The organism is Nitrosopumilus sp. Nsub (assembly GCF_001541925.1).
In the GTDB taxonomy this organism is placed as follows: Archaea; Thermoproteota; Nitrososphaeria; order Nitrososphaerales; family Nitrosopumilaceae; genus Nitrosopumilus.
The window spans coordinates 61,256-85,269 of the sequence record NZ_LQMW01000022.1 but is presented as its reverse complement, the minus strand read 5'-3'; the positions used below and the strand labels follow the sequence as shown (position 1 = coordinate 85,269).

The window sequence follows — 24,014 nt, the reverse complement described above, 5'->3', positions numbered from 1 at the left end:
ATACTTTGTTATTTTTGCCCACTTGGATAACAATTTTTTTTAAAAAATTCACGAAAATCTTTAATTCATTCCTATTCTGTTCTTTTATGTTGACTGAAGTTCAAATTACTGATAATTTGTATCGATTTAAACAAAAAATTGACCAAATTGAACGTGAGTTGAATGAATCTATTGATTCTCCAGAATCTATGCCTGAACTAATTGATTCTTCAAATTTACTGCGTAAAAATGAATTTCTTGTAAATACAGATCAAAAAAAGACAGAACTTCTTACTGTTTATTCTGCTTATACTAAATCTATGGAATTGATGTTGACTTCTTTGTTTGAAATACAAAATGAATTAAAAACTATTTTACAAGAACAATCGTCTTTAATTTCCTCAACAAAACCTAAATCCAAACCTAAATCCAAACCTAAATCCAAACCTAAATCCAAACCTAAATCCAAACCTAAATCCAAACCTAAATCCAAACCTAAATCCAAACCTAAATCCAAAAAATAATCTATTTTGTTAAATGTATGATGTCGCCGGCAAAAATTTTTTTATTTTTTTCTTTATCTTTGACAATTAATCCTCCGTCTTCATCTATTTTTACTGCCTCTCCTTTGACTTTTCCCTGATGTGTATCGACTTCTATTTTCTTTCCAATTGTTGATGATCTCTCTGTCCATTTGGAAATAATTTTTTTAGTTTGATTGTTGTTTAGTTCTTCATAAATATTTTCTAATTCTAACAGAAATGATTGGATTAATTTTATTGATTCAATTTTATTTTTTTGTTCGCTTAAACTTGCAACTCCGTAGAAATTTGGTGTCTTTTTTAAAACTTTTTCAATTTCTTTACTGTTTATTTTAAAATTTATTCCGACTCCTAAAACTAAATTTTCTATTTTATTTGATTCAAATGATGCATCCACTAGCATTCCTGCAAGTTTTTTTCCTTTAATTGTTAAATCATTTGGCCATTTTAATTCAGTTGATATTTTACATGTTTTTTCAATGGCAATTGATAATGCCAATGATGATGCAATTGGAAATAATGTGATGTTTGAAATATCAAATTTTGGATGTAAGATTATGGAAAACCAAATCCCTCCTTTTGGAGAAATCCATTTTCGACCTGATCTTCCTTTTCCTCCTGTTTGTTTTTCTGCAATAACTATAATTCCTTCATCATTTGATTTGTTTGCAATCTTTAATGCTTCATTTTGTGTTGATTCTACTGAATCATAATAATACGCCTGTTGACCAAATGTTTTTGTTCCTAATTCTGAAATCACTTCCCACGGCAATAACAAATCTGATTTTTTAGTTAGCTTGTAGCCTTCTTTTTGTTTTGATTCAACTGTGTATCCTAATGCTTGAATTTTTTTGATATGTTTCCATACTGCAACTCTGCTAATATGTAAAACATCGCTTAAATCTTGACCTGAAAGATATTCTGTATCATGTGCTTTTAAAAATTTTAAAACTCTCGATAATCCTGTATCTTCAAATGAATTATAAATCATCGTTCATTTTTTTTCATTTTAGTAACAACACATGTTTTAGAATCCGATATCAAAATCAAATCCTCCATCATCCATACCTCCATCATCCATACCTCCATCATCCATACCTCCATCATCCATACTTTCTGCTGGCATGTTTTCTGGTGCTACAAAATTTGACATTCCAATTCCCATCATACTAAACATCATTGAAAACATCATCATATCCATTACCCCAAAAAACATCATAGTTGGTAAAAATGACTTATTTTCTTCCATTTTCTGCTGGAGTTTTTGTTTGTCTCCGCTTTCGTAAATTGATTGCATTTCTTTCCACTTGTTTTGTATTTCTACAATTTTTTTATCAAGATCCTCTGAACCCTTATCGGTAATTTTCAATTCAATTTTTTTACCAAACCATCCTTTTTTTTCCTCAACTCTTATGAATCCGTTATTTTCTAATTGCTCTAATATGGAATTTAATTCCTCAGGGCTGATTCTTGTTTCGTTTTGAATGTTTGAAAATTTCTTTTTACCTCTTCTAATTGATCCTAATACAATTACATCTTTTGGTTCTGTATCCATGAATTTTGTATATTTTTTATAATTAAAATACTCTCTGATTTGAATTAGATCTTGTTACTTTCTTTAAGTTCTGATATTGCTTGTATGATTCCATTTTTATAATCTGGATATTTGAATTGATAAATTTTAGAAATTTTCTCATTTGACACTTTCATTGATGTTGTTAATAGTTTGATCAAATCTCCGCCTAAAACTGCTTTAGCCAAAAATGTTGGTACGCTTCCAGGCTGTTTTGCCCCTATCTGGTCTGCTGTGAAATTTGAAAATTCTTTGAATGTTACTGGCTGTGAATCTGCTACTATGAATGACTCTCCAAATGATTTTTGCTCTAAAACTGCAATCATGCTGCCTACTGCATCATCGACATGAACAAATCCTTTATAGTAATCTCCTCCAGCTGGCATTCTAAACGTATTTTTTTGTAATCTTTTCACTAACATATCATTAAACCATCCGCCTGGACCGTACACATCTCCAAAATGAACAACTGCAAAATCTATGTTATTTTTTAATGAATTATCTCTTAGATATTTTTCTGCATCTAATCTGATTTTGACAAAATTTGTATTTGGATTGTATTTTTGCTCTTCATTAATTATTTTATCACCTGTTTCTCCATAAACTCCTAATCCTGAAATATAGATAATTGAATTTGTTATGTTTTTAATTTCTTCAAATAATTTTTTTGTTCCTTCCAAATTCACTTTTTCTAAAATTTTTTCATTTTTTTCCAAAGGTGTATGTGATGCCAAATGAAAGATGCAATCAAATTTTAAATCTTTGAAATCTATTTTTTCATCAGTTAAATCGCCATAAATAATATTTGATTTTGAATTTCCTTTTTTTCCTTCACGAATTAAACTGGTTACATCATACTCTTTATTGATTAACGCCTCTACTAATCTTGAACCAATGAACCCAGTTGCCCCTGTAACTAATACTGATTTTGCCATACTCTTCTCACTTCTTTTTACCTTTTATTATGTTTGAATTTCTTTACCTGGTGCCATAATTTAAAAATTATATGATGTTTAATTGATGATATATTGTGAATCGAGATTCTTTTACTGACCAACAAATTATTGATATTTTATCACTAAGAACAGTTGCTGTAATTGGAATGTCAAAACATTCATCAAAAGCTGCACATTATGTTCCAAAATATTTACTTGATAATGGTTATGATATTACCCCTGTAAATCCTAATGCTGAGAAAATTTTAGATATCTCTTGTTATAATTCAGTTTCTGAAATTGAAGGTCCTGTTGATATTATTGACGTCTTTAGACCCTCTGAACAAGTTTCTACTATTATTCATGAATGTATTGAGAAAAAACCTAAAGTAATTTGGCTACAAGAAGGAATTCATGATTTTGAATCTGAAGAATTAGCTCGAAATGCTGGAATACTTGTTGTTTTTAACAGGTGTATGTTGGCTGAACATAGGAGATTATTGTGATGATCACTTTTGATGCTTTTCATCGTGATTTAATGAATTTGGTAAAAAAGATGAGATTGATCTAGGATTGAAAATTGAACAAGATCTTGAATATGATCTAATCAAAATATTTGGTACAAAAATCACTTCTTTGACACGTGCTTAAAACGGTCTTAATGACATAACTGAATTATCTAATACTGCTGTAAAACATCATCCTTATTGGAATTTGTTGTATAATTGCTCTGAAATTGGTCATACAATCTTAGAAAAATCTTGTCTATGGGTGGAATTGTTGATATTGAGTAGGCTTTAAAAGAAATTAGTCAGACTTTGAAGAAAATTAAAAATATTCTAATGTTTTGGATGGCTGATAAGAGATCTTGATAATAGTCTATTAAATTAATAAATGGGTAATTTTGCAAATTTAGTATGAGTTCTGAATATGTATCTAATTCTAAGGATACAATCAAAGTAGGAATTACTGTAGGGCTAGTTGCATGTGTTGCATTATTTGCATCATTGATGTCTATTGATCAACAATTAGGTCTTCAAAATGGTGTATTCTTTAAAACATTGGAACATGCATTCGGTGTTGATCCTGTTTTAGCTATTTTCATTGGTTTTTGTGGTGCTGCAATAATTGGGATTATCTATAATTTAGTTTCTGATAAATGGAGAACATTTAGAATTATTACTCCTACTAAAGGAATTTTAACTGGTGCTGTAACTGGTGCTATTGTCTTTGGTTTAGTGTTTGTACCGTTACATACTGGAGTTTTAATTCCTGCAGTTGAAGCAAATATTTTCTCAAGTGAACCTGATGATTTTTTGTCTGAAGAAATATCTGCATTGAAACATGTTTTGATAAACAATACTCATGTATTGTGGTATGGTGCATTTATGCATGTGATATTTGGTTCTATTTTGGGTCTAATGTCTGGATTTGTAGTAAGTGAAAGATATAGAACTGTAAAAAGAATTCGTTCTTTTTGGTAGTTGTATAACTTGTATCTAATTTTTGTCATATCTTTAAAATAACTGCATTATGTTAGTTTTTTTACAATGAATACAATTGAATCAAAAATTGAAAACTCTGGAATCACAACTGCTGAATTAATTACTTATTTTAGAAAAAAATGTAAAATTTGTGGACATCACAGAATTATGCATAATGAATTTGGACAATGTGAAGGAGTAATGAATAAACCCTGTACTTCTGGTTGTGATAAATTTGATTCAGAATAACGTTGAATGTTTGACTATTCTTTAATATCATTAAATTATACGTTCTGTTAATGAGGGACTTTCACCCTGACGATGATTTTGCCACACCTGAGGAATATGTTCCTCAAACCACTCCTGATGATTTTGATCCTGGTCTGCCAAATCAACTATTGGATTTTGTATTGCGTTCTGAACCTGCAGTAGTTGACACTGATTTGTTTGCAGTAATGAAAAAGAGACGTTCAACTAGAAAATTCTCTGACAAACCAGTTGAAACCGTGAAAATTGATAAAATAATTGCTGCTGCTGATACTGCCCCTACTGCAGGTAATTATCAGGGATTTGAAATTTTTTATGTAAAAAACCCTGAAAAGAAAAAACTTCTAGTTGATGCATGCAATAAACAACCTTATGTTGACTCTCCTGTGGTTTTAGTATTTTGCAAAAATCCCTCTAGGGTAAAATTGGATTTTCCTGAATACATATTGAAGAAATTTGCAATTCAAGATGCTACACTTGCTGCAGGATATTCTCAACTTGCAGCACAAGCATTGGGACTGAGTTCTATATGGATTGGAATGTTTGATGAGCAAAAAGTAATGGATGTGATTGGAACTGACCTTGTTCCCTCTTCAGTTTTATGTATAGGATATCCAAAACAGACAAAATTCCCTAAACCTAGGAGAAACCTAAAAGACTTGGTACACGTAGTCTGGTAACCCTATCAAACATTCTTCTGATTTAAATAATCAAACACATTTCTTATTTACATGACTGATGCATATGTAATGTTAAATTGTGAACTTGGAGCAGAAGAAAAAATTATTGAAGCATTAAAAGAGATCGAACAAGTTACTGATGTTTTTGAAACAATTGGAACCCATGATATGATGGTAAAGTTACAAGGTGAAAATTTTGAGAAAATCAGAGAAATTGTTTCTTGGAATATACAAAAATTGGATAAAGTGCGCTCTACTGCAACTTTGATCAAAAAAGACAATTAAATCCATAATTCATTATGCTTAAGTTTGAATTTGATTATGATGTACTATGGATATTTCTTCAACAAAATTACCAATTATCTTGATTCTAGTTTTAGTGGGAATTCTTTTACTGCAATTTGCCACAAATGATAATTCTAAACCTCTAATTGATCCCGAAACATGTGAATTATACATCATGGATTCTCAAATTAATACTAAAACGTATTTGAATGAATTTAATGAAAAATGTCTAGAATTTAAGAAATTAAAAGATTGATGATTTTTAATCCTTAATTATGATAAATTTCATAGGAAACCATGACTGGAGATAAAAATGAAATTGATAATCTAATTGATACTATGATTGAAAGTGGCGATGAATTAGTAAATAATTTAAAAACGGTTTTGCCTAATTCCTTATCTGAATCGATGATCATGTTTCATGAATCCAATGTTGAAAATTTAAAAAAAATAAAAGAATTTCTTAATGGTTAAAAAAATTTTTGATTAGTATGATTGCTACTATACTCTTTTTAATGAATATCTGACTTTTTTATTGTGATAAGAACTAGAACTGTTTCCATGCATGTTAATAAAATTGCAGGCGATACATTTGATGCAATTATAGATTTATTTCCAAAAATAATTCCTGATGCAAAAATTAATGCCAATGGTTGGTGGTCCTTTATTGGTCCATATGGAAAATCTAAACTCAAGTTTAATTCCAATAGATCCTTGGGAATTATTGATCATCACTATATTGATGAGGAATCATCGTGGCATATTCCGATGCGTATTATTCCAAATGGTGATTTTTCTGAAGTAGTGATTGTTTTAACTAAACCTCCACAGCTTACTGATTTTCAATTTGATGACAGAGTTGAAAAAATCAACAAACTTGTATTTTCTATGAAAACTCTTCTTGAATCTCCGTCTTGATTTTTTTATTACTTGTTGTGCTTAAATGTAAATTTTGCGATAATAATTGAAAGAAATTGCCACATGAGGAGTAAGTCTTCTGAGATTAGAAGATTGCAATTCTGTCAATCCAGATGAGCTGAATCTCTTTCTGTGCTGATAAACTCTGATGGTGAATTCTTACAAAAATATGATAACATAAATTCTACTTTTTTGATTTAGATGTAAAATGAAATGCAATTATTGTGATAAAATTTTTGATAATGATGATTTAATTTTATCTCATTTTCATCATCTGGGTGAAAATCACTATGATGTGCTTACTGTAGATGATAAAATTATGTATGACACTCGAAAAAAAATGATTGAATCCAAGATGAAATATGAATCACAAAAAAAAATTGATGGTGATTCTGATTTGATCTTTAATTCTCGTAATTCTAAAGTTTAGGATTATTCTTCTTTACCTGGACCAACTACATCTTCTGGCTTAATTTTACTATCCCAGTCTCCTCTAATTCCTTTAATCAATGAAATTATTCCAGCCACTATGAATGCTAATACTAATCCAAAGAATACTGTTTGATCCATTATCTTAAATGAACAGTTGATTTTTTGTGGAGGTTTGTCGTCAAAGTATTCGTAACACGTTCCAAATTCATTTGACTCTATTGTTGCAGCTTGGTATTCATGACCAAAAGCCCCCAATACAATTACTCCAACAAAAATCAATACAGATCCTAAAATTATGAATCGCATGTCACTCATAATTTTTTTTCAATGATTCACAGTATTTAGATTTTAACCTAAAAAATAACTGGTATTGTTTGACCTATCTTGGTAAATTATCATCTTCCTTTTTTATGCTCATGGAAAAAATACCTTCGTTGAAAAAAGAATACACAACAAAAGAAGATTGGTTAGTGGATATTTTAACAAACTCTAATTCTGCATCTTCACAGAAAAGTGCAATGAAACACTTAGAGGAACTATGAACTTTGATAGACATCTAACTTTAGTCCATGGAACTAGCCATTGGGATTTACATCTTGCAATAAGAGAGATGAAAAGAACTTTCAGGAAAGTGATGGAATGAAACTAATAGAAACAGAAATTCAAGAATGTAGTGCCAATCACATCTTCAAACTAGATATTAATCGATTAGCTAGAATCAATGCAATGGGTTCTAATCCTTTGTTATGGTGTAATGATGTCATATTCTTCATTGGGGATTTTGAACATTCTGAAGCTGTTACCAAATCACAATTGCAAGGAAGATATTTTGTTGATACAATTCTTTATACTGAATCTCCATTAATTGACCAAGTAAAATGGAATGGATATACTGTTGAAGTTTTAGATATGTCAGGACACAAGTTCTATGAAGAATTAACTGAGGGTTTGAAGAATGTATAAGGCTTCTAGACGTTCTAACAAATCGATAAGATAGGTTCAATCTTCAATAGTGTTGATACTATCACTAAGGGTTTGGGAAAAATGAAAAATGAAATGTCATTCTAATTTTATAAAACAAATAACAAAAACATCGCAACAAAATCAATGAATGTATTAAGTAACAACAGTAAATGGAAGGGGCATGTTAACAAGAAATCTGATAATTGTCATGACCGCAATTACAGTTATTGGTGTATCAGCAGGAAGTATTGTACAACAAGCTGATGCAACAGATATCTGTGGATTGATGTTTTGTGCAGATTATCCAGGTGGAAAAGAAGCATATCAGAAAAATTGGTACAATGAATACAGAGGAATATCTTCACAAGTTCATCATGTCAGTGATTCAAAAAGTCATCACATGAAAAGTGTAATTCCTTCATCACATAATGCTGATGAAGAATTTCCCGAACAACTAGATGTGTTTATCCACAAATTCGAGTTGGATAAAATCTCAGCTAATGAAGCACTAGAGGGAATCAAGGAAGTACACAAATCATATGTAAATGCAAGAATTACAACGGAAATAATTGAAGATGTTGGAGAAAAAATCTCACTTCACAACAGTGGTGTATTGAATACATCTGATACAATTGAAGCAATTCACTTGTCAGCTGAACCACAAAATGTTAATCCTGAGTACCAAGGTGCATTAGATGAAGTTATCCACAAATTCGAGTTGGATAAAATCTCAGCTAATGAAGCACTAGAAGGAATCAAGGAAGTACACAATGGTTTTGTTGATTTGTACATCACATCTGATTTGATTGAAGCAGTAGATGAGAAAATTGCATTGATTGATTCTGGTAAACTATCAGGATCAGATGCAGTTGAAGCAATTCACTTGTCAGCTGAACCACAAAATGTTAATCCTGAATTCATCGGAGCATTAGATGAATACCTACACAAATTCGAATTAGGTAAGATGACAGCAGATAAAACTATCATAGGTGTAATTGATACCTATGAGGGTTTAACTTCCCTATACATCACATCTGATTTGATTGAAAATGTTGGAATTCAAATCAACATCTATGAATCAGGAAACGATTCAGTAGAACATGTACTACATGAAATTCACAAAGAAATTGAAGAAATAGAAGCTGAAATGGCTGCTCTTCAATCAGTTGATGGAGAAATTTCAATGAAAGAATTGCCTCCAAATACTGTGGACATGCCGGCAGGTGCAGGAGTTCCAGGTTGTGAAGAAAATGAAATGTGTTACTATCCAACACATTTGACTGTACATGCTGGAGATACCATAACATGGATAAATTCTGATGGATCTATTCCACACACAGTAACTTCTGGTTGGCCAGATTCTGACCAAATAGGAGAAAACTATCCAGGAGGAAATGGATTTGATAGTGACTTTATGGCCGGTGGTGCATCATTTATGCATACTTTTGAAACACCTGGCGAATATGATTACTATTGTCAATTACATCCTTGGATGATAGGTAGTATTACTGTAGAATAAGGTTAACCCCTTTTCTTTTTATTTTTTATAATTATGATTGATTACTTTGATAACAAAAACAATCAACTAATGGAGTTCTAATGTCCCGCCCACATACTGCCAAAACTGACAAAATAGTCTTACCACAACCAAAATTTTGGTTTGATGGTATGTTGAATTTCTTTAAATCATTGTTTGGATAGAGGTATTATCTTTCGCGTCTCAAAAGAAGTGTTCCATAGTTACCAAGTGAGCAACATGCCAAACACATCTTCTATGGTAATCTCTTTGATTTCTAATTCTTCTTTCATTAAATGGCATGATCTTTTTGCATAAAGTACATGGAACAAACATGATTTACTTGTTGTAATTTAGTTAAAGATGGGTTGGTTATTGTGTTACATCAATTTACTCCTAGAACTACATCATAATTAACCAAAACAGTTCATATGGCTAGTATTATTTTTCTAACAAATTTTTCAAATTTTCTAAAGATGCTTCATAGAATGAACCCATAAAGACTAGGAATTCTAGAAATTGTTTTTCAGACATTTTTTGACTGTTTAGATATGATTGCCATGTTAATTCAGTCAATGTTTTAGTTTTCTTTTTAATTGAAATTGTAGCTACATATGCCCTTAACGGCAAACCTTCTGTTGCAACATATGTGAAATACTCTCCTTTTTCCCATGCAACAATGTGCTCTTCAATTTCATTTCCGTCTCCAAATGTAATTAGTCTGATTGCTCCTACTCCTTTTTTCTTTTGAGATAGATACTCTGTTTTTGTAACATCCACTAGCCATGAAGGTAATCCTACGATATTGCTAATTTTTCTCCAAACTTTGTCTTTTGATGCTTTAATTTTGATTGTTTTTTTGACTGTTCCTGTATGAAATGATTTTTGAAGGCTTTTTACCATATCTGTATGGAGTTTTTATTAGATTTTAAGATATGTGTAAGAATCATTTTTAATCCCTCCAGCATAATCTTATCAAATGGTCTTTGGATGGGGTAAAAAAAAGCAAGTAAAAGAACCTGTTGAACGTAAGCCTGCTAACCAAGAAATTGACCTTTCTGAAGTTCCTAAAATTATCAATGATTTACGAAAATTAAGAGAATCTCAAACTCTTTCAGAGATAAAAAATCTGAGAAATGAAACCGCTCCATTAATTGATGATCTTATGAAAATTGGCATTGTTTTAGAAAAAGATGATCTAAATATTGATGATATCGATAAACACTTGGCAATAATTGTAGTAAGAGGAAAAAAACAAGTAATTGATATTTTGAAAAAAGATGTTAAAACTTTGATTCAAGTTTCAACAATGGATGAAGCAAAAAAACTAGATTATTTTTTGACTCAATTATTGAAAAAAGTAGGTGATGTCTTAGGACGACAGACCAGAGTAATTCATATTTTTGCAAAAAAATATGCCAACCAATTAACTAATAATTTGAAAATTATGAATGAGAATTCTGAAAATATTTCAAAACTTCTAAAGCATTTTGATTCGACTCAGTCTAGTTTTGATGAAATTGATGAAATGATCCTCAAAATTAATTCTCTTAAACAAGAGCGTGTTGATAAGACAAAAAGAAACACTGAGATTCAAGAAAATTTAAAATCTTTACAAGACAAAAAAACATCTTTGCAAAATTTAATGGATGAAATCCATTCTTCTGAAAATTATAAAAAATATGTTGACTTACAAAATAAATTAAATGACTTTATTAAACAAAAATCTAAAATTAAATCTGAAATAGATTCTCAATTCACAAAAATTTCTAGACCTCTTGGCAGATATGCTTATGCCTCTTCATTAGATAAGGATCAAAATCGTGTTCTTTCTGCTTTAGTCGATAACCCTCTTGATGCTCTTGTTCCTGAAAACTTAGATTCAGTTATTCTTATCTTGGAAAACATCCGAAAGGCTGTTTCTTCTGGCTCAATTTCAGTTAAAGATACTCAAAAGACTCTAACTCAATTAACTGAAACTGAAGAGTCTTTAGATGGCTTTATCAAAAAAGTGTCTGAATATTCTACTGTCTTTGATTCCATGCAGCAGGAAGTAGAAAATTTGAAGCCTGAAAATCTAACTTCTACTGAAAATGAACTTACAAAAACTAATGACTTTGAAAATGATGCAAATGATAAATCTAAAACAATTTTGTCAGAAATAGATGAAATGGAATCACAAATTCCTGCTCTAATATCTGATATTGAGAATAAATTGCAAATATTCTCATCTACCCGATACACCATATCTAAATCTTAAATTTATTTACCAAGTACTCTCACGATTCTTATGTTTTTTAAAAATAAAAAATTTGAACGTAAAGTACTTCTTGATAAAAGCGTCCTAGACAGTATTATTACATTTTGTAAAATGAAACATCCTAATGAGGGAATCTTAATTTTAAAAGGAAAATCCAAAAATGGTCAAATCAAAATAGATGGACTAGCTATTCCTCCTTTTAATTTCACTGGCCCTACTTTTGCAGGATTTCCACACTCTTTCTTACCTTTTGATAATAGCTATATTGGAATTGTTCATTCTCATCCCTCTGGCTCAGCTGAACCTTCTGTAACTGATCTGAATAATTTCTTTGGTCTAGTTTCTTTAATCATCCAATCTCCATATGACGATGATTCAATTTTTGCATGGGATAGTGGCGGCAATACCATTCCATTATCTATCAATGATGAGCCTGAAACTGATAAAAACTGACAAAGCTTTATAACCATTTTAGGGGAAATTTGAGTGGTTTGAATCCTCAATTAAAAAAATATTATATTTTTCTAGGTGCTTCACTAGTTTTCAGTATTGGTTTGCAAATTGTCTTGGGATATCTTGGTGTTCCTTGGTTTATCAGTATTGGATTAGTTATGGCAATTTTCATTTTACTTCCAATGTATATGCGTAGACGACAAATGGGCCAAATGGGAAATTATGGTGGCAGATCTAGTGGAGCTGGTGGCGGTTTCTTTGGTTCTGGAGGTCAAGGCGATTCTGGTAGTGTTCGTTATGTTTGTCTTGTTTGCAACAATAAGCACAAAGGTGGATCATGTCCACGTTGCGGTTCAAAAATGCAACGAGCAGATTTTTAGATGAAAATTGTCCTTAGATGAAATTCGTAAAAAAGTAATTTTTCATAACTCTGTTGATGTTTGGATTGCTGCATGTTCTGAAAAAAACAAACCTTGGTCAAATCCTGAGGATTACAAAAAGTTCATCTCATATTTGTTGTCCAACAATTTGAATCTCAAAGCATTCAATCTATGCGCTCATGAAGCTGGCGCTACAGAGGAAGAAAAAACTAAGTTCACTGAAGTTTTATCTGAAACTAAAGATGATCCTAATTCCTTAACTTACACAATAAAATTAAATGATTCTGCATTAGAAATTATTCGAAGTTATAGTTTCTAATCATCTTTTTAATTTTGGATTAATTATTGAATCTAAAGCATTTCCTATAAAGACAAATGCCAATCCTGTAATGGCAATCATTACTCCTGGTGGGACTATCCACCACCATAACCCTCTAGCTGCTGCACCAAATGTATTTGCATCGTGTAAAATTTGACCCCATGTAGGAAATGAAGGATCCCCTAAACCTAGAAAACTCAATCCTGCTTCTGTAGTAATTGCTGCAGGAACTGAAATTGCAACACTTGCAAATGCATATGGCAACAATTGTGGTAGGATATGTTTGAATATCATTTTTGAATCCTTTTGACCCATCATTGCAGCTGCTTCTACGTAACCTCTTGTTTTGATTTGAAGTGACATGCTTCTTGAAACCTTGGCTATACCTACCCATCCAAAAATCATTAAAAATCCAATCATGACAAAAATACTGTTGCTGATTGTTACTGAAAGAATAATCAAAAATGGCAATGCTGGCAGTGCATAGATGACATCGTTGAATCTCATTAATGCCTCGTCTGTTTTTTTACCCTTAAATCCGGAATAAACTCCGTAAATCAATCCCATAATTACTGATGCAATAGATACCACAAGTCCTATGAACAATGCTAGGGGTGTTCCCCACAACAGCCCTATAGCTAAATCGCGTCTTAATTCATCAGTTCCCATAATTCCAAAAGCTTTTCCACCAATGATTAAATCTGATTCAATGATTTCGCTTTTTTTACCAATTTCAAACATTTCAATTACAAATGCATAATTTCCTTTGAGTGGTTCATTTGTCTCAGCTTTTGAAAAAACAATTTTTTCTGCAGATAATTTTTCAATATTAAAATCAAATTTGTCATTTTGTAAAACTAATTCTTTTTTTAACATTGCATCTGTTGAAAATATTTTATCCTCATGAATTGTATCTGTACTTGAATATGGCAATGCTGATGAAATTAATTTTAACTTTATTCCGTCAGGACGTATGACACTCATTTCTAATAGCGGTGAATCTGAATATTTTGCTGAATATGAATAAATGAAATCATTTGGGAATTGATCATATTCAAAATTAAAACTGAATTGATACGCTGATAGATTTATCTCATTATTTGAAAAATCCTCAACTTTTGGTTGTGTTAGAATTTTATGTTCAGGAATTTTTTCTATTAAAAATAAATTCACCCAAACTGGAGTTGCTGCCTTTGGATATTCCATCCAACTTCCAGGATTGTTCCATTCTTGAAATGTCTCAACAGGAATAGTTGTAATTGTAACTAGTGATGTTGAAATTAGAATTGTAAGAATAATAATTCCTGCAATTCCCATCTTGCTTTTGAAAAATTCTTTTTTGATATCTTGAGGTGAAATGCTGCTCATTTTGATTACTCCGTGTTTGTCCTAATTCTGGGATCAAAATATCCATAAAGTAAATCTGCAATGAATATGCTGACTAGGAAAAATACTGTAAGGATGTATGTTGCTCCAATAATTACTGGCAAATCCATGACTGTGATGGCTTCAAAGTATAGTCTGCCCATGCCTGGCCAATCAAATACGGCTTCTGTAATTATGGCCCCTCCCAATGAACCTGATAGACTGAGTGCTAAAATTGTAACAATTGGTGGTGCTGCATTTTTTAGTGCATGTGTGTATGTGATTTTACTTTGTTTGATTCCAATTGCTTTTTTTGCTGTAATGAAATCTTCTTGCATTATTCCTACCATGAAATTTCTTACAAGATATGCCCATGAACCAAAACCTATCATTACAATTGTAATTAATGGTAAAGTCATATGATACAACAATGAACCAATGTACTCTGGGTCTGATGGTAGAATATCTGGTGTTGCCCTTGCTGGAAAAATTTGATACGTAAATGCAAACAAAAATATCATTAACATTCCAATCCACCAAACCGGAAAACTAGAACTAATTATTGCAAAACTTGATGTTATTCTATCTACTGTAGAGCCAATCTTACTTGCTGACAGTGCTCCAACAAAAATTCCTATAATTGAAATTAAAATTGTAGCTGTAGTGAATAGTAAGATTGTCCTTGGAAGTTTTTCAAAAATAATATCTTTTACATCTGATGAGCCAACATCACTAGTAAGAAAAGTTGCCTGTCCAAAATCTAATAAAATTATTTTGTACATTGTCAATCCGATTCTTTGTGGAGAATACCACGGTTCATCCAAACCTAAAGTTTTGATCCGTTCATCAGTTCTATCTTGAATGTATTCTTCGAATTCTTGCACCGATGAAAAACTTTGAGCTATTTCGGGATTTTCAGTAATTTCTGACCTGACTTGAAAAACAACTCCTTGTTTGAGTATGGTATCCATGTTTGAGCCAACAAGCATTATTGTGATTAGTAATGTAATTAGTAAAACTCCAAACATTGTAGCTGCACGTTTGGCGATATATCGTTTCATACTCAATAGTGATTTTTGATAGAAATAGCTTATAATATTATTAGAAATTGTCATCTTTTCGTTACATTCTATTTTAGGCGTGATTTTGAAATATTTGTGCCTAGAATTGTCTGATTTTTTAAATAATTTTACATGTTGGAAAAAACTGGATCAAATCTTATGTATTTGAAAATTATTTTATCTGTACTGGTGTTATTTTCAATAGCATTTTTTGTTTTGTTGGATGTATTTGGTGTTACATGATATGTGTTGATTGGGGGCATGTTCTATTTTGTCACATTCTCTGAGTTTTCTTACATTTACAAAAACTTCAAACCAACAAAGTTGCAATTGTGGAAATCTCATAATGATCTAAATGTGTCAAAAAACCACAAAAACCAACTACAAACCACGTGCTTTTGGGCTATTTTGGCACAGGCACGATACAAAAAAGGCGTAATTTTAGCTAAAAACCATCTTAAAACCACCTTAAATCAAAACTAGACATGGTACCAAACCAAAGCAAATTTGTGCCTAATTTGGATAAAAATCACACGTCACTTTTCAAAACCACCTAAAAGCCAAAATCGGTTAGCTAACAAATGTATCTAAAAGCCAAAAAAGGCCATAAAACCAAAAGCAAACCAAAAACCATTTTTGTAGTATTGAAAAATAATTAAAATTTTTAAAATCTAATGGTAAGAAATTAATTCATTATTGGATTTTCAGTATGATGTGAGCAGTCCTAATACTATCAAAAAAGCAAAAAAACTCGTTGATGATGACTGTGTATCTAAAATTGAAGATGATTTGTTTCAAATCAGGTCCTCTTCAGACCCTAACAAATCATATTTTGTAACCTCTGATACTTGTGAATGTTTTGGTTTCAAAAATTACTATAAATTTCATCATGGGAATGGACAAAAAGCTAATTGTTCTCATTTAGAAGCAATTAGAATTTTTAAAAAAGAAAATTCTGATTAATTTTTAATTTCTTTAGGATCTACTTTTCCTACCAGTGCTTTATTTTTTGAAATAATAATTGGACGCAAAATCAATCCTGGATTTTTAACCATTAGTTTGATTATTTCTGAATCTGTTTTTTTGTTTTGATCCAATTTCATTTCTTTGTATGTCTTGTCTCTTTTACGAAGTAATTCTGTTGGTTTTTTCCCTGTCATTTTTATAATTTTTTTTAATTCTGCTTCTGTAAATGGATCCTTGAAGAAATCTCTAGACTCCACATCTACCTTCATTCGTTGGAATTCATTAATTGTTTTCTTGCATGTAATGCAGGATGTTTTGTGATAAATTTTCAATTGTTTTTATTTTTAAAATATGCCTTAAAAACTCTTTAATTGAAGAAATATTCAAATTCATCTATTGGTAATGATTAACTATGATTTGTGCTGCATGTGAGGGTAGAAAACACTTTGAATGCATTGATTGCATGAACAATCACCAGACTCATATGTGTAGTTGTGACTGTCACGATGAGAATACTGCTCCTCATAAAGTAGGAAGCTCTCATTAATTTCGAAATTTCTGATCTATTTCCTTGGCTAGCATATCTAGTTCTTCAGTATTTCCTAATTTTCTAAATGTCAACTTTTCAATTGTTTTGATAATGCTAATAGCTGCTCTATATTGTGGGATTTCTGGTTGGTTTAACTCTCCATACATCCCAATTCCCTGAATGTCATGTTTTTTTGCAAATCCAAGAATTAATCCATTAAATCCTGAAATTAATGACTTTTGAGGAGTCAAATCCAAATCTAATTTTTCCATTTGTTTTCTAAGTTCTGTATTTGTTGTAGTGACGTATGTTTTGGGTTCGTTTTTTAAAATTCTGTTTGTGTGAAACCCTCCTAACGTGTAAATGAATTTTGCAGAATACTTTTTTGCAACATCTATCACATCTTGACAAAGTAAATTCAATTCGTTATTGTTTTGAGGTTGACCTTTTCCTCCTCCAAATATTATCAGGTCATCGGTGTATTTGTAATCCCAACTCTCGTTTGGAAGATCAATGCTTCCGCCATTATCTATTACATATGTTGGAAACGAAACTTTTGCAGTTCGAAATGACTCTGTTTTTAGTGATTGATTTATGAAATTGATTACTATGCTTCCCACATTTCCCATATCTTGCATGGCAGCTATGATGATGGGTTTTTTGATACTTGGATCTTTTGTTTGAATAAATTCCACATTTGATGATTATTTTCATTTAATTTTAAACGTATGTTGGTTTTTCAAATTTTTAATACACATTATTATAAATTTTTAAGAAATTTGAGCCTACAGATATTTTTTATTTTATTCCATAACCTGCAATTAATGTTATATTTTAACTCTTCTTGATTTTTTATTTTTTTTCAAAATTTTTTTTGAAACCTGAAGATTCATAAGACAAAAAAAATTTCTAGCTACAAATTATGACCACATCGCTGGAAAACTATGGTACGTTAGAATACGTTCAAGACAAGTACTCAAAATTATGGTGCTGGAAGATCACTGGTCAATTGGCTATTGAAAAAATTTCTGGCTTGTCTTCAAAAGCTTGGTATGGTGAAAATGAAAATGAGGTAATCATTGAAGATTCTACTGATAGTATCAAACAACTAAAATTATTGATGGATCGATTCCCATTAGAATTATTATCTAAAACTGTATGGCAAAGAAAAATCGTAAAAACATATGCTCCAAAACCTAAATTGCCTCCAATTAAACACAAACTCAAACGTGCAAAACCTGGGGACCAATTTAGAGGCAAACTAATGAATTTTCAAAAAGAAGGTTTGGATTTTTTGTTAAAATCTTCTGGAAATGCACTACTAGCTGATGAAATGGGTCTTGGTAAAACCGTTCAAACTTTATCTTATGTTTCTACTGAAAAACAAACTTTTCCTGTATTGATAGTTGCCCCTTTGGTAACATTGAACAACTGGGAACGTGAAGTTGAAAAATTTCTTAAGAAAAAAAGTCGAAACGGTAGGATTCTTGAATCTAATTCACCTAGTGTGACATTGATTCGAACTGGTAAATCTAAGGAACTTCCTAAAAGTGATATTTACATTATTAATTATGAATTATTGCTCAAACGTTCTGGTGATTTAGAACAAGTAGGAATTCGAACTATTGTCTGTGATGAGGTTCATAATTTGAGGTCAAAAACTACTCAAAAATACAAAGCTGTCAAAAAACTTGCTGCTTTGTCTACTGTTCAATACCGAATTGGATTGTCTGGAACTCCAATTTATAATCGTGGTTCAGAAATTTGGCCAATCATTGATATTTTAAAACCAGGATTGTTGGGAAGTTTTAAAGAATTTTGTGAATACTTTTGTTATGTTAATGATAAAGGAAAAGCAATTGTTTTAGAAAATAAACGTGCATCATTAAGAAATGAATTACAAAAACATGTAATGCTTAGAAGAAAAAAAGCAGATGTTTTAAAAGAATTAAAGGACAAAGTAAGATACAAAGAAGTAATTGCATCTGATACTGATTACTATCTTGAAGAGTTAGACAAGATTTGGAAAAAATTAGAAGAAGAACAAAAGGACGCTCAAACAGAATTTTCAAAATCTGCCTCTTATCATAGAGCAATTCAAAGTGAACGTCAAATTGCAGGGGTTGCAAAACTTCCTCATGTAATTAATTTTGTTAAAAACATCATGGAAATTGAAGAAAGTGTAGTTGTATTTTGTCATCATAAGGTTATTCACAAATTACTTCATGACAGTTTGCAAGAATTTTCTCCGGTTTCAATTATTGGTGGACAATCTGATGCAACAAGACAGGATCAAATTGACAAATTCCAAAAGGGTGAATCTAAATTAATGATTGCTGGTATTCGTGCTGGTAACGTTGGTATCAATTTAACTCGGGCAAAATATGTTATTTTTGCAGAACTTGATTGGAGTCCTGCAATCCACAGACAAGCAGAAGATAGACTTCATAGAATTGGTCAAAAAAATACTGTTTTTGCATATTATTTGATTGGTAATGGAACTTTAGATGATCACGTTGCCAGTATTTTAGTGGACAAAAGTTATGAAATTGATGCTATTATGGATGAAACTGTGGATACCTATGAGAATAAAGACAAAGCTGCTCTAATTTTGGCCCAAATTCAAAATAAAATACAGTCAAAATAGTTATTGATTTTTTAAAACCCGATCATTTTAATCCCAAAAAATTGAAATGTTGTTGACAATTAGCTAACCTGAGGTAAAGAAAATCTAAAAATAGATATTGTTTCCAATTAAGATTATGAAAACATTTTGTAAATGTGGATGTGAATCTCCATTAACTGATTATGAATATAGGAAGTGGAGTGGCTACAAACGTGGGCATGAACCACTACCATAATTGTATTTTTTTAACTTTTAATTTTTAAAATTATTTTTAGTTGAAAAGATTTCTAAAAATTCTTTCATCTCTTTCTTTTGTTCTTCTACATCTGTATTTTCCCAAATTTTTAATTGACTAAACTTTGCTAATTCGTAGAAGATATCTTTGTCTTCATCACTAAACTCGTCATGTCCTTTTTTGTTAATTTTTCCTCGTCTTCTTAGAATTCCTTCTCTACCTTTACATTCTTCTTGATATTCGATAATCAATTTATTTTTAAAATCAATCAGATCTGGAACGAACTGTCTAAATCCTTTTTTTCTAAATTCTGTTGCTTGTTGTTCTGTTAAACATGGGGTTTTTTTCCATGTTCCAAACTCATCGATAACAATTCTTGTCTTTCCTTCTTTTGTGTCTGTATCGATCACAAAATTAAATTTATTTTCTGTATCTATTTTTTTTATCTCTCTATGAATTTCAAATAATTTACTCAAGTCTTGAATTCCCATAACTTTTTTTTTAATTTGAATATATGAAACAAAGGTTATCTTGTAATATACTCGATCATTTTTTGTAAATTTAGAATCAATTAAATTGATAATTGAATTTAATCCGTATATGGACACTTTTGAAGCAATTTCAACTAGACGTGCAATTAAGAAATTTGATCCTTCTCATAAAATGACATCTGAGGAGGTTGATTCTTTGATGAAACTAGCCTTGCTCTCCCCAACTAGTTATAATCAACAAAATTGGCGATTTGTTACTGTTACAGACCAGTCAATTAAGGAAAAAATTAGCGTAGCTGCTAGAAATCAGGCACAACCTGTTGATGGCTCTTTGGTCATCTTGTTATGTGGAAACATGAATGCCTGGAAAGATGATCCGTTGAGATATTGGAAGAATCATCCTACTGAAAAACAAGAGTTAGTTAAAGCCTCTTTGGAAAAAAAATATTCTGAGAGTCCTCAAAATAGACGTGATGAAGCAATTCGTTCTTGTGGATTTGCAGGCCAAACAATAATGCTTGCTGCAAGACAAATGGGTCTTGATTCCTGTCCAATGGTTGGATTTGATTATGATGAAATGGCAAAAATTATTGAACTTCCTGATGACCACTTGATTGTTTTAATGATTGTTGTTGGAAAATCCCTTGAACCTGCAAAAGAACGTGGCGGTCAGTTAAGATTGGATGAAGTAGTTTTTAAAAATAAATTCAATTAATTCTTAACAATCTTTTTCAATTTTCTCTTTCTTCATCCAGATTGTTCTTCCTTTATGATCAATTAATTCAATATTCATTTCATTTAATTTGTCTCTAATTTCGTCTGCTTTTTCAAATTGTTTTTCCGCTCTAAATTTTTCTCTGTCAAAAATTAGGGTGTCGATTTTGTGTTTTTCTTCTTGATTCATTTGGGGAATTTTTAATCCTAGAATATTTGAAATTCTTTTAAATTCATTCATTATTATTTTTGAGTTTTCAATTCCTAATTTTTCTGATGCTGCCAATCTGTTTGTTTCTTTTACTAATTGAAAAAATGCTGATAATGCTAAATGTGTATTCAGATCATCTTCTAATGATTTATCAAATTCATTGCCTATGTTTCTAACTTTTTCTGAAATGTCTTCTTGCTGATTGCTGTTGGCATGAATTAATTCAAAATAACATGTTTCTACTTGTCTCCATTTTGTAAGATTTTCTTTTAACAATTCTTCTGAATAATCTATGACTTTGGCATAATGTCCTGATAAACAAAATAATCTGATGATATTTGGTCCCCAATTTTCTAATACGTATTTGATAGATTTTGTGTTCCCTAATGATTTTGACATTTTTTCTCCCATGATAGTTACCATGCCTACATGCATCCAGATTTTGGCAAATTGACAATCTGAATGTGCTTCTGATTGTGCTATTTCATTTTCATGATGCGGAAAAATAAGATCTCTTCCGCCTCCATGGATGTCAAAATTTCCTCCTAGATACTTCATACTCATTACTGAGCATTCAATATGCCATCCTGGCCTTCCTTTTCCCCATGGACTTTCCCATACTGGTTCAACATCTGAAAATTTCCATACTGCAAAATCTAATGGACTCTTTTTTGTTTCGTCAATTTGAATTCTAGACCCTGATTCTAACTCGTCGATTTTTTTCTTAGATAATTTTCCATATTCTGGAAATTTTGATACTGAAAAATATACTCCATTATCAGACACATATGCAATTTCTTTGTCAATCAATTTTTTTATAAATTCTATAATGTCTTCAATGTGTTCTGTTGCTTTAGGATAGTTTGTTGCATGTTTGATGTTTAATTTATCAAAATCTCTAAAATAATTTTCAATGTATCTATTGCTGATTTCTTGAGCTGACACATTTTCTTCTTTTGCTTTATTGATGATCTTGTCATCCACATCTGTAAAATTCTGAATCAATTCCACCTGGATATTTTTATTTTCTAAATATTTTCTTAATACGTCAAATACAATAATTGTTCTGGCATGGCCTATATGTGATTCATCATAAACAGTCACCCCACAAAGATAAATCTTAATTTTTTCTGAATTATCTAATTTTTGTTCAGTACTTGAAAGAGTGTCTAGAATATTCATATTATTTTACATCGTGTTTTTGCGGTAGTAATCTTTTATGTTCACTGTTTATGTTTAAATTATTAATTTTTTCAACTATTTCTTTATCTATTTTGGTTGTCTCAATAGTTTCTTCAATTGAAAGTCCTTTATCCATAAGACAGTATAAAATGGAATCAACTTCTTCGTATTGTGTGCCTAACTCCGTCTCTGCTTCATGATCTTTCCAAAGGTGTGGACTACTCTTTTTTGAGATTATGTTTTCTGGAATTCCTAAATATTTTGCAATTTCTCTCACTTGTAATTTATACAGTGAAACAATTGGTGTCAGATCTGATGCTCCGTCTCCGAATTTTGTAAAATACCCAATTAGATATTCACTTTTGTCACTGGATCCTAACACCAAATAATTTTCAATATTTGCATAATAGTATAGAATGTTTGATCTAATTCTTGCTCTTAGATTGCCTTTAGATTTCTCATTAGGTACCAAATACATAGAATATTCATTTACAATTGGTTTTATGTCGATTAGTTTATGTTCAATTCCAGTCAGACTGATTATTTTCATTGCGTCTTCAGTTTCACTGCTTGGTGTGATATCTGTATCAGGCATAATCAATGCAAGTGTTTTTTCTTTGAATTTTCTTTTACAAATGTAAGCTAAAACTGCTGAATCAATTCCGCCACTTAGTCCTAAAATTACCCCCTTTGCATTGTTTTTCTTTAATTCATTTTCTATAAACTCTTCAATTTTATTTGTAATTGCAGCATAGTCTTGAGAAATTATTTTGTTAATGATGTCTTGATTCAATGATCTTTTTAAAAAATTTCTTGGAATATTAATTGATCTGGAAAAATAATCTCTAGTCAAATAATCATCTTAGACTTTAAATTAATTGGAAAATGGCAAAAATTATGAATAATAAATCCTGGGATGATTTGGCTGCTGATTATGATAAAAGTGTAGAAGATAACCAGAGTCCTTTAATTATTAATTATCTTAAGGAGGAAATTGAAATTCTCAGAAATTTGTGCGAAAAACATAGTCGTTTAAACAAAAATTTCTCAGTAATTGACATGGGTGCTGGTACTGGAAGAGTGGTATTTGCCCTTGATGAAAAATTACATGATAACTCAATTGACTTTTTGGGTATTGAAAATTCTGATTTGATGTTAAATTATGCAAATCAAAAAAACAAACTTCGTAGGGGATTTTCAAAAACAAGTTTTCTAAAACATGATCTTACTGATTCAAATCTATCTCAAAATTTTGATTTAAAGAATGCTAATGTTGTAATGTGCACATACAATACATTAGGTGTAGTTCCTTCAGATAAACGTCAAAGTTTCATTGATAATATGAAAATAATTGCTGGAAAAAATGGATTGGTTATACTAACTATGTTTAATGGTGATGACTTTGGTTTTGTCGCACCAAAAATGTATCATTCAATGATTCCAATGATTAAAAAAATAGATGGTGATTCTTTTGATGAAGAAAACAGAGTTTTTCATAACAGTCTTGGTTTTCGAAGTCAGTGGTTTACCAAAAATGAAATTAATTCTTTGTTGGATTCTACTTTAGATCCTCTTCCAATCAATGTGATAATTGATGATAAACCTAAAACATTTGGAAATGTATTTGTCCATGATGTTGCTTGAGATT

32 protein-coding genes are annotated in these 24,014 nt (G+C 30.8%); 20 read left to right on the top strand and 12 right to left on the bottom strand.

The window, feature by feature from the left end; translation table 11 throughout:
• The first annotated feature begins 89 nt into the window (after positions 1-89).
• Positions 90-503, top strand: a complete 414-nt coding sequence (locus AW732_RS08580; protein ID WP_156416082.1) for a hypothetical protein — start codon at positions 90-92, stop codon at positions 501-503.
• 1 nt (position 504) lies between these two features.
• Here the strand turns inward: AW732_RS08580 and AW732_RS06775 are convergent, their stop codons facing one another.
• The 3 genes from AW732_RS06775 to AW732_RS06765 are packed head-to-tail and all read right to left on the bottom strand — an operon-like array spanning position 505 to position 3,029.
• On the bottom strand, positions 505-1,512 hold the full coding sequence (locus AW732_RS06775; protein WP_067960397.1) for a biotin--[acetyl-CoA-carboxylase] ligase: 1,008 nt from the start codon (positions 1,510-1,512) through the stop codon (positions 505-507).
• Between the two features lie 36 nt (positions 1,513-1,548).
• Positions 1,549-2,076 (bottom strand): winged helix-turn-helix transcriptional regulator, encoded by a 528-nt coding sequence (locus AW732_RS06770; protein ID WP_067960394.1) that lies wholly within the window; start codon positions 2,074-2,076, stop codon positions 1,549-1,551.
• Positions 2,077-2,120: 44 nt separating this feature from the next.
• Positions 2,121-3,029, bottom strand: a complete 909-nt coding sequence (locus AW732_RS06765; RefSeq protein WP_067960392.1) for an NAD(P)-dependent oxidoreductase — start codon at positions 3,027-3,029, stop codon at positions 2,121-2,123.
• A gap of 95 nt (positions 3,030-3,124) precedes the next feature.
• Between AW732_RS06765 and AW732_RS06760 the strand changes: the two genes are divergently transcribed.
• The 9 genes from AW732_RS06760 to AW732_RS06725 all read left to right on the top strand — a co-directional run bounded on the left by AW732_RS06760 (position 3,125) and on the right by AW732_RS06725 (position 7,093).
• A complete protein-coding gene (locus AW732_RS06760) occupies positions 3,125-3,535 on the top strand; it encodes a CoA-binding protein (protein ID WP_067960390.1) in 411 nt (136 codons plus the stop codon).
• A gap of 411 nt (positions 3,536-3,946) precedes the next feature.
• Positions 3,947-4,513: a hypothetical protein gene (locus AW732_RS06755; protein ID WP_067960386.1), complete on the top strand. Its 567-nt coding sequence runs from the start codon at positions 3,947-3,949 to the stop codon at positions 4,511-4,513.
• A 66-nt stretch (positions 4,514-4,579) separates the two neighbouring features.
• The gene (locus tag AW732_RS06750) at positions 4,580-4,762 is read left to right on the top strand and encodes a hypothetical protein (protein ID WP_067960382.1); all 183 of its coding nucleotides are present in this window, start codon (positions 4,580-4,582) and stop codon (positions 4,760-4,762) included.
• Positions 4,763-4,812: 50 nt separating this feature from the next.
• The gene (locus tag AW732_RS06745) at positions 4,813-5,460 is read left to right on the top strand and encodes a nitroreductase family protein (RefSeq protein ID WP_067960379.1); all 648 of its coding nucleotides are present in this window, start codon (positions 4,813-4,815) and stop codon (positions 5,458-5,460) included.
• Positions 5,461-5,511: 51 nt separating this feature from the next.
• On the top strand, positions 5,512-5,745 hold the full coding sequence (locus AW732_RS06740; protein ID WP_067960376.1) for an Lrp/AsnC ligand binding domain-containing protein: 234 nt from the start codon (positions 5,512-5,514) through the stop codon (positions 5,743-5,745).
• 46 nt (positions 5,746-5,791) lie between these two features.
• The gene (locus AW732_RS06735) at positions 5,792-6,001 is read left to right on the top strand and encodes a hypothetical protein (protein ID WP_067960373.1); all 210 of its coding nucleotides are present in this window, start codon (positions 5,792-5,794) and stop codon (positions 5,999-6,001) included.
• A 41-nt stretch (positions 6,002-6,042) separates the two neighbouring features.
• Positions 6,043-6,219 (top strand): hypothetical protein, encoded by a 177-nt coding sequence (locus tag AW732_RS08795; protein ID WP_172790420.1) that lies wholly within the window; start codon positions 6,043-6,045, stop codon positions 6,217-6,219.
• A 63-nt stretch (positions 6,220-6,282) separates the two neighbouring features.
• Positions 6,283-6,663: a hypothetical protein gene (locus AW732_RS06730; RefSeq protein ID WP_172790419.1), complete on the top strand. Its 381-nt coding sequence runs from the start codon at positions 6,283-6,285 to the stop codon at positions 6,661-6,663.
• Between the two features lie 208 nt (positions 6,664-6,871).
• The gene (locus tag AW732_RS06725) at positions 6,872-7,093 is read left to right on the top strand and encodes a hypothetical protein (RefSeq protein WP_067960367.1); all 222 of its coding nucleotides are present in this window, start codon (positions 6,872-6,874) and stop codon (positions 7,091-7,093) included.
• Positions 7,094-7,095: 2 nt separating this feature from the next.
• Here the strand turns inward: AW732_RS06725 and AW732_RS06720 are convergent, their stop codons facing one another.
• Positions 7,096-7,401 (bottom strand): hypothetical protein, encoded by a 306-nt coding sequence (locus AW732_RS06720; protein ID WP_067960446.1) that lies wholly within the window; start codon positions 7,399-7,401, stop codon positions 7,096-7,098.
• A gap of 333 nt (positions 7,402-7,734) precedes the next feature.
• On the opposite strand from AW732_RS06720, the gene AW732_RS06715 reads away from it, so the two are divergent.
• Positions 7,735-8,058 carry a hypothetical protein gene (locus AW732_RS06715; protein ID WP_156416081.1) on the top strand — a complete coding sequence of 108 codons (324 nt, stop codon included), beginning with the start codon at positions 7,735-7,737 and terminating at the stop codon, positions 8,056-8,058.
• A 181-nt stretch (positions 8,059-8,239) separates the two neighbouring features.
• On the top strand, positions 8,240-9,577 hold the full coding sequence (locus AW732_RS06710; protein WP_067960361.1) for a plastocyanin/azurin family copper-binding protein: 1,338 nt from the start codon (positions 8,240-8,242) through the stop codon (positions 9,575-9,577).
• 438 nt (positions 9,578-10,015) lie between these two features.
• Here AW732_RS06710 and AW732_RS06705 read toward each other — a convergent pair whose 3' ends face one another.
• Positions 10,016-10,477, bottom strand: a complete 462-nt coding sequence (locus tag AW732_RS06705) for an SRPBCC family protein (protein ID WP_067960358.1) — start codon at positions 10,475-10,477, stop codon at positions 10,016-10,018.
• A 76-nt stretch (positions 10,478-10,553) separates the two neighbouring features.
• Between AW732_RS06705 and AW732_RS06700 the strand changes: the two genes are divergently transcribed.
• From AW732_RS06700 to AW732_RS06685, 4 genes are read left to right on the top strand one after another with little or no spacing between them, the layout of a single operon-like run.
• Complete coding sequence (locus AW732_RS06700) at positions 10,554-11,834, top strand: exonuclease SbcC (protein ID WP_067960356.1); 1,281 nt, start codon at positions 10,554-10,556, stop codon at positions 11,832-11,834.
• Positions 11,835-11,864: 30 nt separating this feature from the next.
• Positions 11,865-12,287: a Mov34/MPN/PAD-1 family protein gene (locus tag AW732_RS06695; RefSeq protein WP_067960353.1), complete on the top strand. Its 423-nt coding sequence runs from the start codon at positions 11,865-11,867 to the stop codon at positions 12,285-12,287.
• 38 nt (positions 12,288-12,325) lie between these two features.
• Positions 12,326-12,667 (top strand): hypothetical protein, encoded by a 342-nt coding sequence (locus tag AW732_RS06690; protein ID WP_067960443.1) that lies wholly within the window; start codon positions 12,326-12,328, stop codon positions 12,665-12,667.
• 7 nt (positions 12,668-12,674) lie between these two features.
• Positions 12,675-12,986 carry a hypothetical protein gene (locus tag AW732_RS06685; RefSeq protein WP_067960351.1) on the top strand — a complete coding sequence of 104 codons (312 nt, stop codon included), beginning with the start codon at positions 12,675-12,677 and terminating at the stop codon, positions 12,984-12,986.
• Here the strand turns inward: AW732_RS06685 and AW732_RS06680 are convergent, their stop codons facing one another.
• Both AW732_RS06680 and AW732_RS06675 read right to left on the bottom strand, forming a co-directional pair.
• The gene (locus AW732_RS06680; protein ID WP_067960348.1) at positions 12,987-14,354 is read right to left on the bottom strand and encodes an ABC transporter permease; all 1,368 of its coding nucleotides are present in this window, start codon (positions 14,352-14,354) and stop codon (positions 12,987-12,989) included.
• A 5-nt stretch (positions 14,355-14,359) separates the two neighbouring features.
• Complete coding sequence (locus tag AW732_RS06675; protein WP_067960345.1) at positions 14,360-15,412, bottom strand: ABC transporter permease; 1,053 nt, start codon at positions 15,410-15,412, stop codon at positions 14,360-14,362.
• 714 nt (positions 15,413-16,126) lie between these two features.
• Between AW732_RS06675 and AW732_RS06670 the strand changes: the two genes are divergently transcribed.
• The gene (locus AW732_RS06670; RefSeq protein WP_067960440.1) at positions 16,127-16,375 is read left to right on the top strand and encodes a hypothetical protein; all 249 of its coding nucleotides are present in this window, start codon (positions 16,127-16,129) and stop codon (positions 16,373-16,375) included.
• On the opposite strand, the gene AW732_RS06665 is transcribed toward AW732_RS06670, so the two are convergent.
• Positions 16,372-16,710: an ArsC/Spx/MgsR family protein gene (locus AW732_RS06665; protein ID WP_067960343.1), complete on the bottom strand. Its 339-nt coding sequence runs from the start codon at positions 16,708-16,710 to the stop codon at positions 16,372-16,374. The genes AW732_RS06670 and AW732_RS06665 overlap by 4 nt on opposite strands.
• A gap of 211 nt (positions 16,711-16,921) precedes the next feature.
• Positions 16,922-17,602 (bottom strand): PAC2 family protein, encoded by a 681-nt coding sequence (locus tag AW732_RS06660; RefSeq protein WP_067960339.1) that lies wholly within the window; start codon positions 17,600-17,602, stop codon positions 16,922-16,924.
• 227 nt (positions 17,603-17,829) lie between these two features.
• On the opposite strand from AW732_RS06660, the gene AW732_RS06655 reads away from it, so the two are divergent.
• Positions 17,830-19,554 carry a DEAD/DEAH box helicase gene (locus AW732_RS06655; protein WP_067960336.1) on the top strand — a complete coding sequence of 575 codons (1,725 nt, stop codon included), beginning with the start codon at positions 17,830-17,832 and terminating at the stop codon, positions 19,552-19,554.
• 231 nt (positions 19,555-19,785) lie between these two features.
• Here AW732_RS06655 and AW732_RS06650 read toward each other — a convergent pair whose 3' ends face one another.
• Positions 19,786-20,376 (bottom strand): hypothetical protein, encoded by a 591-nt coding sequence (locus AW732_RS06650; protein ID WP_067960333.1) that lies wholly within the window; start codon positions 20,374-20,376, stop codon positions 19,786-19,788.
• Between AW732_RS06650 and AW732_RS06645 the strand changes: the two genes are divergently transcribed.
• On the top strand, positions 20,369-20,974 hold the full coding sequence (locus AW732_RS06645) for a nitroreductase family protein (RefSeq protein ID WP_067960330.1): 606 nt from the start codon (positions 20,369-20,371) through the stop codon (positions 20,972-20,974). The two genes, AW732_RS06650 and AW732_RS06645, sit on opposite strands and share 8 nt — an antisense overlap.
• Before the next feature lie 3 nt (positions 20,975-20,977).
• Here AW732_RS06645 and cysS read toward each other — a convergent pair whose 3' ends face one another.
• Together cysS and AW732_RS06635 are read right to left on the bottom strand one after the other, a co-directional pair.
• On the bottom strand, positions 20,978-22,366 hold the full coding sequence (gene cysS, locus AW732_RS06640; protein WP_067960327.1) for a cysteine--tRNA ligase: 1,389 nt from the start codon (positions 22,364-22,366) through the stop codon (positions 20,978-20,980).
• A 1-nt stretch (position 22,367) separates the two neighbouring features.
• Complete coding sequence (locus tag AW732_RS06635; protein ID WP_067960437.1) at positions 22,368-23,159, bottom strand: NAD+ synthase; 792 nt, start codon at positions 23,157-23,159, stop codon at positions 22,368-22,370.
• A gap of 104 nt (positions 23,160-23,263) precedes the next feature.
• Here AW732_RS06635 and AW732_RS06630 point away from each other — a divergent pair, with 104 nt between their 5' ends.
• Positions 23,264-24,010: a class I SAM-dependent methyltransferase gene (locus AW732_RS06630; protein WP_172790418.1), complete on the top strand. Its 747-nt coding sequence runs from the start codon at positions 23,264-23,266 to the stop codon at positions 24,008-24,010.
• Positions 24,011-24,014: the final 4 nt, after the last annotated feature.